The 10,343-nt window shown below is 75.5% G+C and carries 11 protein-coding genes; 5 read left to right on the forward strand and 6 right to left on the reverse strand.

The window, feature by feature from the left end; genetic code table 11:
* The 4 genes from RIF68_RS15080 to RIF68_RS15095 all read left to right on the forward strand — a co-directional run.
* A partial coding sequence (locus tag RIF68_RS15080) for an ATP-binding protein (RefSeq protein WP_375165703.1) occupies positions 1–394 on the forward strand: 394 nt, incomplete at its 5' end.
* A complete protein-coding gene (locus RIF68_RS15085; protein WP_309051752.1) occupies positions 391–1,074 on the forward strand; it encodes a response regulator transcription factor in 684 nt (227 codons plus the stop codon). The genes RIF68_RS15080 and RIF68_RS15085, both read left to right, overlap by 4 nt.
* Before the next feature lie 189 nt (positions 1,075–1,263).
* Positions 1,264–2,298 carry an alpha/beta hydrolase gene (locus RIF68_RS15090; protein ID WP_309051753.1) on the forward strand — a complete coding sequence of 345 codons (1,035 nt, stop codon included), beginning with the start codon at positions 1,264–1,266 and terminating at the stop codon, positions 2,296–2,298.
* Positions 2,295–3,491 (forward strand): acyltransferase, encoded by a 1,197-nt coding sequence (locus tag RIF68_RS15095; protein ID WP_309051754.1) that lies wholly within the window; start codon positions 2,295–2,297, stop codon positions 3,489–3,491. The genes RIF68_RS15090 and RIF68_RS15095 overlap by 4 nt, the downstream gene beginning before the upstream one ends.
* Positions 3,492–3,541: 50 nt before the next feature.
* On the opposite strand, the gene RIF68_RS15100 is transcribed toward RIF68_RS15095, so the two are convergent.
* Together RIF68_RS15100 and RIF68_RS15105 are read right to left on the reverse strand one after the other, a co-directional pair.
* Positions 3,542–4,594 (reverse strand): aldo/keto reductase, encoded by a 1,053-nt coding sequence (locus RIF68_RS15100; protein ID WP_309051755.1) that lies wholly within the window; start codon positions 4,592–4,594, stop codon positions 3,542–3,544.
* Complete coding sequence (locus RIF68_RS15105) at positions 4,591–5,010, reverse strand: MerR family transcriptional regulator (RefSeq protein ID WP_309051756.1); 420 nt, start codon at positions 5,008–5,010, stop codon at positions 4,591–4,593. Before RIF68_RS15105 ends, RIF68_RS15100 begins: the two co-directional genes overlap by 4 nt.
* Before the next feature lie 52 nt (positions 5,011–5,062).
* On the opposite strand from RIF68_RS15105, the gene RIF68_RS15110 reads away from it, so the two are divergent.
* Positions 5,063–5,896 (forward strand): serine hydrolase domain-containing protein, encoded by an 834-nt coding sequence (locus tag RIF68_RS15110; RefSeq protein ID WP_309051757.1) that lies wholly within the window; start codon positions 5,063–5,065, stop codon positions 5,894–5,896.
* 35 nt (positions 5,897–5,931) lie between these two features.
* Here the strand turns inward: RIF68_RS15110 and RIF68_RS15115 are convergent, their stop codons facing one another.
* From RIF68_RS15115 to murJ, 4 genes are all read right to left on the reverse strand, one after another.
* Positions 5,932–6,555, reverse strand: coding sequence for a hypothetical protein (locus RIF68_RS15115; RefSeq protein ID WP_309051758.1), 624 nt, complete (start codon positions 6,553–6,555; stop codon positions 5,932–5,934).
* Positions 6,552–8,048 (reverse strand): HAMP domain-containing sensor histidine kinase, encoded by a 1,497-nt coding sequence (locus RIF68_RS15120; protein WP_309051759.1) that lies wholly within the window; start codon positions 8,046–8,048, stop codon positions 6,552–6,554. Before RIF68_RS15120 ends, RIF68_RS15115 begins: the two co-directional genes overlap by 4 nt.
* The gene (locus RIF68_RS15125; RefSeq protein WP_309051760.1) at positions 8,045–8,728 is read right to left on the reverse strand and encodes a response regulator transcription factor; all 684 of its coding nucleotides are present in this window, start codon (positions 8,726–8,728) and stop codon (positions 8,045–8,047) included. The genes RIF68_RS15120 and RIF68_RS15125 overlap by 4 nt, the downstream gene beginning before the upstream one ends.
* A gap of 69 nt (positions 8,729–8,797) precedes the next feature.
* A partial coding sequence (gene murJ, locus RIF68_RS15130) for a murein biosynthesis integral membrane protein MurJ (protein WP_309051761.1) occupies positions 8,798–10,343 on the reverse strand: 1,546 nt, incomplete at its 5' end.

Raw genomic sequence — 10,343 nt, forward strand, 5'->3', positions numbered from 1 at the left:
GCTCTCCGCCGACCTCGGGGACGTCTCCCAGGCCGTGGACCTGTCGGCGTACCGGATCGTGCAGGAGGCCCTCGCCAATGTGGTCCGGCACGCGCCGGGCGCCGCGACCCGGGTGTCGGTGCGGGCCTCGGACGACGGGTGGCTTTCGGTACTGGTCGTCAACGGACCGTCGGCGGAGCCGGGTTCGGCGGTGGAGCGGGGTGCGGCGGGGACCGGGCACGGTCTGGTCGGCATGCGGGAGCGCGTACGGTTGACGGGCGGCTCCCTGGACACGGGGCCGCTGCCGGACGGCGGTTTCCGGGTCGCGGCCCGGCTGCCCCTCCGTCCCCCCGGCGCCGCCCCGGGAGGCGGCACGGCACCGACCCCCCTCACCGACAGCGAGGACACCGCGTGACGATCCGCGTGATCATCGTCGACGACCAGGCCATGGTGCGCGCGGGGTTCGCCGCGCTGCTCTCCGCCCAGTCCGACATCGACGTCGTGGGCGAGGCCCCGGACGGCCGCCAGGGCATCGAGGTGGCCCGCTCCACCCACCCCGACGTGGTGCTCATGGACGTCCGGATGCCGGAGCTGGACGGGCTCGCGGCGGCCCGGGAGATCCTGCACCCGCCGGCGGGCGTGGTCCACCGCCCGAAGGTGCTCATGCTCACGACCTTCGACGTGGACGACTACGTGTACGAGGCGCTGCGCGCCGGCGCGTCCGGTTTCCTCCTCAAGGACGCGCCGCCGGCCGATCTGATCGGGGCGGTGCGGGTGGTGGCGGCCGGCGAGGCCCTGCTGGCGCCGTCCGTCACCCGCCGCCTGATCGCCGACTTCGCCGCCTCCCGGCCGGCCCCGCGCCGGGACGCGACGGCGCTGCGCCTGAACGGTCTCACCCCGCGCGAGACGGAGGTCCTGGAGCTGATCGCCCGGGGCCTGTCCAACCAGGAGATCGCGGCCCGCCTGGTCCTGGCCGAGCAGACGGTGAAGACCCACATCGGCCGGGTCCTCGCCAAGCTGGACCTGCGCGACCGGGCGCAGGCGGTCGTCTTCGCGTACGAGTCCGGGCTCATCACCCCCGGAGCACCCGGCTAGGCCGCGTCCGTGCAGTCGCACCCGAGCGTGCGGCACCGGGGGGAAGCCCCACCCCCCGGCGGGGGTTGGCTGCTCGTCCACCCCCTACCCCGGTATCGCCGGGGAGTTGGCTCTCCGGCGTGACGTGCCGCCGGCCGTCCCCTTCCTACCTTCCTCCCGTCCACGACGCGAACGAGGGAGGGCGGGCCGATGCGCCGCTTGACGAGGACCCTGATCACGGCGGCCCTGGTGGGGACGGTGGTCGCGGGGACGGCCGGGTGGGCGTCCGGGGAGGGGCAGGTGCCGGTGACCGGGGCGCCGCCCGGGACGGGGGCGTGGCGGGCGGCGGGGCTGCCGGACCCCGAGCGGACGAGCCCGGCCGAGGTCGCGCGGTACTTCGCGGGTCTGAGCCCCGTACGGCAGCGGGAGCTGGCCCGTACGTACCCCACGGTCGTCGGGAACCTCGACGGGGCGCCGCCGGAGCTGCGGTACGAGGCGAACGCCCGGACCACGGCGGTGGGCCGGTACGAGGGGGCGCGGGTCCTCGCCCACGACCCGCGCGGCCGGGGCCAGGTGGTCCTGGTGTACGGGGATCTCCGGCGGGCCGCGCACGTGGCGGTGGTGGTGCCGGGCTCCGACGTGGACGCGGGCCGGGTGCGGCCGCTGGCCGACATGGCGCGGGCCCTGCACCGGGCGGCCGGCGGCCGTACGGCGGTGATCGCCTGGGCCGGGTACACGACGCCCGTCGGGGTGGGCGTGGACGCGGCGACCGGCCGGCTGGCCGAGGCGGGCGCGGACCGGCTGGCCCGGTTCACGGACGGGCTCGCCGCCGTCGGTGCCGCCGAGCCGTCCGTCTTCTGCCACAGCTACGGCTCCGTGGTGTGCGGTCTGGCGGCGCACCGGCTGGAGGCGAAGGACCTGGTGGTGTTCGGTTCGCCCGGGATGCGCGCGGCGAACGTGGCCGCTCTGGGCACCTCCGCCCGCGTGTGGGCGGCGAAGGACCCGGCGGACTGGATCGACCGGGTGCCGAACGTGGAGTTCGCGGGGCTCGGGCACGGTACCGATCCGACCGATCCGGAGTTCGGCGCCCGGCCCGTCCCGGCCGGTGACGCCGGGGGCCACGGCGGCTACTGCGCGCCCGGCACCCGCTCGCTGCGGGCCTTCGCCGCGATCGCCCAGGGGCAGGACGTCACCGCTCCCGCCCCGGTGAGCACCGCCCGTCAGAGCGCGGGAGGTGCGCGGTGAACCGGCTCGTGGAGCGGATCGAGGCCCGTACCCCCGCCCACCGCGACCGGGCCGTCGACGGACTGCGCGCCCTCGCGCTGCTGGCCGTGCCCACCGGGCACTGGCTGCTCGGCGGTTTCACGCTCTCCGCGGACGGCGCGATCCACAACGCCAGCCCGCTGTCCGCCTTCCCCGGCCTCGCGCCGGTCAGCTGGGTCCTGCAGATGCTGGGGATCTTCTTCCTGGTCGGCGGGTACGCCTCCGTCCTCTCCTACCGGCGGCGCACGGGCTCCACACGCGCGTGGCTCGGGGCGAGGCTCGCCCGGCTCGGCCGCCCGGTTCTCGGGGTGACGGCGGTGTGGGCGGTGCTGCTGCCGCTGCTCCACTTCGGCGCCGGGGTGCCGGTGGACACGCTGCGGACGGCGTCGACGCTGGTGATCCAGCCGCTCTGGTTCGTCGGGGTGTACACGGTGGTCACGGCGCTGACCCCGCTGTGCGTGCGGGCCGCCCGCCGGCTCGGGGCGTGGGCGGCGGCGCCGCTGCTGTGCTCGGTGGCCGTCGTGGACCTGCTGCGGTACGGGCCGCACGCGGACGCCGTGCCGTCCTGGCTGGGGCTGCTGACCATCCTGCCGGGCTGGCTGTTCGCGTATCAGCTGGGCGTCTCGTGGGGCGAGGGCCGGATCGGCCGGCGGCACGCGTGGGCGCTGCTGCTGGGCGGGGCCGCGCTGTTCGCGACGCTGCTCCTCGCCTTCGGCTACCCGACGTCGATGGTCGGTGTGCCCGGGGAGGCCCGCACCAACTCGCATCCGCCGTCGCTGCTCGTCCTGGCCCTCGCGGCCACGCAGAGCGGCGCCGCGATCCTGCTGCGGGAGCGGCTCGGCCGGCTCCTCGCCCGGCCCGCGCTGTGGGCGCCGGTGGTGGTGGTCAACCTGTCCGCGATGACGATCCTGTGCTGGCACCAGACGGCGATGCTGGCGGCGGCGGTCCCCGCCGCGTACACGGGCGAGGTCGCCGGACTGGTCGGCGCGCCGGACTCGGCCGGCTGGATCCTGGCCCGCCTCGCCTGGATGCCGGTCTTCGCCGTGCTGCTGGTCGCCGTCGGCCGGTACGCGCGGGCCTTCGAGTCCCCGTGGACACGGAGCGGTCCGGGCCGCCGCGCCCTGGCGGGGGTGCTGGCGGCGGGTTTCGCGGTCTTCGCCCTGGGACCGGGATGAGGGTGGAGGTGGCGGTCTCCCCCGCCGCCCCGACCCCCGCGCCTGGCGGCTCAGACCTCGCGGGCCAGGGAGGTGAACCGCATGTCCGGGTAGCGGTCGCCGGCCACTTGGGCGGCGATCGGTTCCAGGGCGGCCAGTTCGGCGTCCGTGAGGGTGATGCGGGTGGCGGCGGCGTTCTCCTCCAGGCGGGCGCGCTTGCGGGTGCCGGGGATCGGGACGACCGTCAGGCCGTGCACGGCGGACCGCTGCTGCACCCAGGCGAGGGCGATCTGGGCGGGTGTCGCCCCGTGCGCGGCGGCGATCGCGCGGACCGGTTCGAGCAGGGCCGCGTTGCGCCGGGCGTTCTCGCCGGTGAAGCGGGGCTGGTGGACGCGGAAGTCGCCGTCGGCCAGGTCGCGGGAGGCGTCCGCGAAGGCCCCGGTCAGGAAGCCCCGGCCGAGCGGCGAGTACGGCACGAAGGTCACGCCGAGTTCGGCGGCGGCCCCGACGGCGCTGCGCTCCACGTCCCGGGAGAACAGCGACCACTCCGACTGCAGCGCGGCGATCGGGTGCACCGCGTGCGCCTCGCGCAGCTCCGGGCCGGTCACCTCGCTCAGGCCGAGATACCGGACCTTGCCCTCCTTCACCAGTTCGGCCATGGCGCCGACCGACTCCACGAAGGGGACGGAGGGGTCACGGCGGTGCATGTAGTAGAGGTCGATCGTCTCGGCGCCCAGGCGGCGCAGGCTGGCCTCGGCGGCCTTCCTGATGTACGCCGGGTCGTTGTTGACCCCACGGTGGGACGGCTCGTCGGGGCGCCGCTCGATGGCGAACTTGGTGGCGAGGGTGATCTCGTCGCGGTGGGCGGCGACGAACGGGGCGAGGAACTCCTCGTTGGCGCCGTTGCCGTAGATGTCGGCGGTGTCGATGAGGGTGACGCCCGCCTCCAGGGCCGCGTCGAGGGTGTCGCGGGCGGCGGCCTCGTCCGTCGCGCCGTAGAACTCGCTGATGCCCATGGCGCCGAAGCCCTGGACGCCGATCCGGGGTCCGTCCTGCCCGAGCCGTACGGTGTCGATCCTGCCGGTCGCCTTCGCGGCGCCGGTCGTGTCGGTCCTGTCGGTCATGAGGTCCCTTCCCCGCAGGTGGTGCCGTTGTGGGAGTAGAAGCCGATCTTGTGGTCGAGCACGGCGAGGGTGTCCCGCAGCTCGGCGATCCGGGCCAGGACGTCGCGCCGGGTGGTCTCCAGGAGCTCCCGCCGCTCCGGATGGGTGTGCTCGCCGGCCCGTACGAGCTCGGCGTACCGGACCATGTCCGCGACCGGCATGCCGGTGAGCCGCAGCTTGCCGACGAAGGCCAGCCAGGTCAGGTCGCGCTCGGTGAAGCGCCGCTGGCCGGTGTGCGAACGGTCGACGTGCGGCATGAGCCCGATCCGCTCGTACCAGCGCAGGGTGTGCGCGGAGAGACCGGTCAGGGCGGCGACCTCGCTGATGGTGTAGTGGGCCTGGAGGGCCCGGGTGCTCGTGTCCGCGATCACGCTCATGGGCCCCACGCTAGGACCTTGGAGTGCACTCGAAGCAAGTAGGCTCGGCGCCATGGAGAGCAGCGTGCCGAGCCTGGCGTCGATCGAGAACTGGCCCGTCCCCACCGCCGCGGCGGCCGTCGTCCGCGCGGACGGCACCCTGGCCGGGGCCCACGGCCCCACCGGGCAGCGGTTCGCCCTCGCCTCCGTCACCAAGCCGCTGGTCGCGTACGCGGTGCTCGTCGCGTACGAGGAGGGGGCGGTCGACCTGGACGAGCCGGCCGGGCCGGAGGGCGCGACCGTCCGCCACCTCCTCGCCCACACCTCCGGTCTCGCCTTCGACGAGAACCGGGTCATGGCCGCGCCCGGCACCCGCCGGATCTACTCCAACACCGGCTTCGAGGCGCTCGGCGACCACGTCGCCAAGGCGACCGACATCCCCTTCGCCGAGTATCTGCACCAGGCGGTCCTGGAGCCGCTCGGCATGACCTCGACCACCCTGGAGGGTTCGCCCGCCAAGGACGGGGTGTCGACCGTGGACGACCTGGTGCGGTTCGCCGCCGAGGTGCAGGCGCCGCGGCTGCTCGACGCGCGGACGGTGCGGGACGCGATGACCGTGACGTACCCGGGGCTCACCGGCATCCTGCCCGGGTACGGACACCAGAGGCCCAACGACTGGGGCCTCGGCTTCGAGATCCGGGGCGGCAAGTCGCCGCACTGGACCGGCGCTTCGTCCTCGCCCCGTACCTTCGGGCACTTCGGCCAGGCGGGCACCTTCCTGTGGATCGACCCGGACGCGCGCGCCGCGTGCGTGGCGCTCACCGACCGGCCCTTCGGGCCGTGGGCGGTGGAGGCCTGGCCGCCGTTCACGGACGCGGTCCTGGCCGACCTGCGCGCGGGGGCCTGAGCTCCCGTTCCCCCGGTTCCTCCGGTCCCGCTCCGTCAGAGTCCGTCGCAGCGGGCCGGGGGCAGGGCGCCGTCGGGGCCCGTCACGACCACCTGGGAACGGGCCGCCGGGTCCTCCGCGAACGCCGCCGTGCACACCAGCTGGTGGACGGCCCGAGGGGTCAGACCGGTGACGGGGAAGGGGGCCCGCAGCCGCAGGCGTCCGCCGTCCGGGGCGCCCGTCCTCTCCTCCTCGACGTGCGGGCGCCCGCCCGTCCTCGGCAGCTCCGTCCGCAGTCCGGCGGCGGCCTCGGCCGGGCTCGGGCCGCTCAGCAGCACGCCGAGCGCCATGTCCGTGACGACGCCGGCGCGGCGCGCGGTGTCGGGGGAGATCTCGTAGCCGGTACCGAAGCCCTCGTACGGCAACGAACCGTCGGCGTTCCGGACCGGCAGGGCGGTGGAGGCCGGGAACGGGCGCGCGATGTCGCGGGACACCGGCATGGGGCGGCCGTCGGGCCCGAGGAAGTAGACCAGCATGCGGAACTCGGGAGGCGGCGCGACGGCGACGGTCGCGGCGGCCCCCGCCTCCACGACGTCGCTGTCCCGGATGCCGCAGCCGGCGAGGGAGAGCGCCGCGAGACCGGACAGGGCGGCGGCGACGGCCTGGGCGCGCCGGGTCACCGGGGCATCCTCACGGTGAAGACGGCCCCGCCGCCGGGCCGGTTGGCGGCTTCGACGGTGCCGCCGTGGAGCCGTACGTTCTCCAGGGTGATCGCCAGGCCGAGGCCGCTGCCCGCCGAGCGGGTCCGGGCCGGGTCGGCCTTGTAGAAGCGGTCGAAGACGTGCGGCAGGACATCCGGGTGGATGCCCGGCCCCTGGTCGGCGACCTCCGTCACGAGCGTGTCCCCCTCCGCGTACACCCGGACCGTGACGGGGGCGCCGCCGTGGCGCAGCGCGTTGCCGACGAGGTTGGCGACGACGACGTCGAAGCGGCGCGGGTCGAGGCGGGCGCGGATGCCCTCGGACAGGTCGGCGACGACGCGGGCCGGATCGGTCCAGTGCCGGTTCTGGAGGGTCTTGCGGACGCAGTCGGCGGCGTCGACCTCGTCGCTGTGCAGTTCGGCGGCGCGGGCGTCGAAGCGGGAGATCTCCATCAGGTCCTCGACGAGCACGGCGAGCCGTCCGGTCTCGGCGCTGATCAGGCGCACGGCGCGGGCGGTGTCGCTGTCGAGGGTGCCGGCGTCCTCGTCGAGGACCTCGGTGACGGCGAGCATGCCGGCGAGCGGGGTGCGCAGCTCGTGCGAGACGTCGGCGGCGAAGCGGCGGGCGCGGGCCTCGGCCCGGCGCAGTTCGGCGACGGAACGTTCCAGCTCGGCGGCGGACTCGTTGAACGTGCGGGCGAGGTCGGCGAGTTCGTCGCTGCCTTTGGCGTGGATACGGGTGTCGAGCCGGCCCCGGCCCATGCTGCGGGCGGCCCGCCGCAACTCCCGTACCGGGCGGAGGACGCCCCGGGCGGCGAGCAGCGCGGGGATCAGGGCGACGGCGAGGGCCGGGAGGGCGCCGTCGCGGGCGGCGGCGACCATGGCCTCGATGTTCGCCTCCTCCTCGTCCAGCTCCATGACGGCGTAGAAGACGAGCCCGGTGGGCTGGGCGGTTCCCTGGGTGGCATGGGTGCGGAAGACGGCCGGGACGGCGACGGTCAGATAGGGGGTGCCGTCCTTGACGACCCGCTGGAAGCTGCTGTGCGGGGTGGTGCCCCGGCCGAGGGCGCGGGCCCGCAGTTCCGGGGTGATGACGCTGGAGGTGGGGCGGTCGGTGGAGGAGACGCGGAGCGAGCCGTACTCGGCGTAGACCCGCCAGGGGCGGGGCTTGCCCTGGCGGGCGATGCTCAGGAGCGCGTCCCGCAGGGTGCCGGTCTGGACGGGCAGGTCGATGCGGAGCGGGTCGACCTGGTCGCGGAGCGCGGACACGGCGGTGTTCTGGGTCTGTTCGAGGATCGCGTTGCGGGCGGCGCGATAGGTGAGGGCGGCGGTGGTGCCGCAGCCGACGGCCGCGACGAGGAGGAAGGCGAGGACGAGCCGGGTCCGCAGGCCGAAGGGGTGCGGGCGGGGCGCGCGGCGGCGCCGGGCACGGCGGGGCCCCGCGTCCTCCGCCGGGGCCGGGCAGGCTCTCACAGCGGCCCGAAGCGGTAGCCGAAGCCGCGCAGGGTCTGGATGTAGCGGGGTTCGCCGGGGACGTCCTCGATCTTGTTGCGGAGGCGGCGGACGCAGGCGTCGACCAGCCGCGCGTCGCCGTGGTAGCTGTGCTCCCAGACGTGTTCGAGGAGCTGCTGGCGGCTGAAGACCTGCTCGGGCGCGGCCGAGAGGTGGAGCAGCAGCTTCATCTCGGAGGGGGCGAGGGCGAGCCGCTCCCCCGCCTTGGCGACGGTCAGGCCCGCGCGGTCGATGGCGAGTTCGCCGTGGAACTCGATGCCGGGCCGGCCGCCGGAGGGCTCCTCGATGCGGCGCAGCACGGCGCGGATACGGGCCTCGATGACCTCGGTGCGGGCGGGCTTGACGATGTAGTCGTCGGCGCCGGCCTCCAGGCCGATGACGACGTCGAAGTCGTCGCCCCGGGCCGTGAGCATGATGATCGGGAGCTGGCTGGTCTCCCGGACGCGGTGGCAGACCTGCACACCGTTCATCCCGGGCAGCATGAGGTCGAGCAGCACCAGATCCGGGCGGAACTCCCCGAGCGCGGCGAGCCCCGCCTCGCCGGTGGGGGCGGTGCGGACGGTGTGACCGCGGCGGCGGAGACCGAGCTCGACCCCCTCGCGGACGGAGGGGTCGTCTTCTATGAGGAGCACGCGGGGCATCTGGGCAGTATCCCAAGGGGGTGAGGAGGGGATGTCGGGGGGCGGGCGGTGCGTTCTCCTCCCGTGGGGTCAGCGGCGGAGGCGGCCGGCCGCCCGGTTCACCAGGGCGCTCAGCTCGGTGAGGCGGAGCGGGCGGGCCAGGAGGGCGAAGGCCGCCGCGATCGTCAGGGCTCCGGCGGCAGCGGCCCCGAGCGCGCCGGCCGGTGCCGCCGTGTCGGCCGTCCACAGGCCGAGGCCGGCGGCCGGCACGGCCGCCAGGAGCAGCCGTCCGAGGGCACCCGCGCTCCCGCCGCCGGGCGCGTCCGGGGCGGCGGGCGCGGGGCCCCCGGCCGTACCGGAAGGCACCGCACGGGCGCCGTCACCCCGCAGCCGCCGCCCCAGCACGTACGCGGTGAGGCCCCAGCCCGCCCACAGGGCCGCGGAGTAGCCGGCGGCCATGCCGGTGACGGTCCAGTGGGGTGGGAGCCACTGGGCGGCGCAGAGGGCGAGGAGGGCGTTGAGGCCGGCGACGAGGAGGTTGAGGAGGAACGGGGTGCGGGTGTCGCGCAGGGCGTAGAAGGCGCGGCTGCACACGTACTGGCCGGAGAGGGCGACGAGGCCGGGGGCGAAGGCGGTCAGCGTCCAGGCCATGGCGCGGACGTCGTCGCCGCCGGTCTCCCCGTGCCGGAAGACGACCGTCATCAGGGGCAGGGCCAGCGCGAACAGCGCGCACGCGGCGGGGACGATCCCGGCCGCGCAGGTGCGCTGCGCGTGACCGACGTCCCTGCGTACGGCGGCGAGGTCGCCGTCCGCCGCCGCGCCGCTCATGCGGGGCATGAGGGCGGTGACGAGGGAGACCGTGAGGATGCCGTGCGGGACGGTCCACAGCAGATAGGCGTTGTTGTACGCGGCGAGGCCCGAGCCGCCGCCGGTGGTGGCGCCCGCCGAGGTGGCGAGCAGGGTGGTGAGCCAGTAGGCGGCCTGGTTGGTGAGGACCAGCAGCACCAGCCAGCCGGCCGAGCGCAGCGGGGCGGTGAGGCCGCTGCCGCGCCAGTCGAAGCGGGGGCGCCAGCGGAAGCCGGCGGCACGCAGCGAGGGCAGCAGGGCGAGGGCCTGGACGGCGATGCCTGCGGTGGTGCCCCAGCCGAGGAGGGCGGTCTCGCCGCCGGTGAGGGCGCCGCCGTCGGCGACGGCGAGGAAGAGGCCGAAGACGGCGACGACGACCGCGTTGTTGAGGACCGGGGTCCACATCATGGCGCCGAACCGGCCACGGGCGTTGAGGACCTGCCCGAGGAGGGTGAAGAGGCCGAGGAAGAGGATCTGCGGCAGGCAGGTGCGGGTGAAGGCGACGGTCATGTCCCGCTGCGCGCCCGTGTAGTCGGTGTACGCGTCGACGAGCGCGGGCGCGGCGAGGACGGCGCCGGCCGTCAGGGCGAGGAGGGCGAGGGCGCAGACGGTGAGGAGCCGGTCGGTGTAGGCGGCTCCGCCGTCCTCGTGTTCCTTGGCGGCCCTGACGAGTTCGGGGACGAACACGGCGTTGAGGGCACCGCCGATGAGCAGCGTGTAGACGATGGTGGGGACGGAGTTGCCGACCGCGTACCCGTCGGCGACGAGGCCCGCGCCGAGCGCGGCGGCG

Origin of the sequence: Streptomyces sp. (genome assembly GCF_031178505.1) — a bacterium.
Classification (GTDB): Bacteria; Actinomycetota; Actinomycetes; order Streptomycetales; family Streptomycetaceae; genus Streptomyces; species Streptomyces gulbargensis.

Excerpts from the sequence above, each read along its gene's own strand:
- RIF68_RS15090 (WP_309051753.1), top strand. The coding sequence starts at position 1,264 with ATGCGCCGCTTGACGAGGACCCTGATCACGGCGGCCCTGGTGGGGACG.
- RIF68_RS15100 (WP_309051755.1), bottom strand. The coding sequence starts at position 4,594 with ATGACCGACAGGACCGACACGACCGGCGCCGCGAAGGCGACCGGCAGG.
- RIF68_RS15105 (WP_309051756.1), bottom strand. The coding sequence starts at position 5,010 with ATGAGCGTGATCGCGGACACGAGCACCCGGGCCCTCCAGGCCCACTAC.
- RIF68_RS15110 (WP_309051757.1), top strand. The coding sequence starts at position 5,063 with ATGGAGAGCAGCGTGCCGAGCCTGGCGTCGATCGAGAACTGGCCCGTC.
- RIF68_RS15125 (WP_309051760.1), bottom strand. The coding sequence starts at position 8,728 with ATGCCCCGCGTGCTCCTCATAGAAGACGACCCCTCCGTCCGCGAGGGG.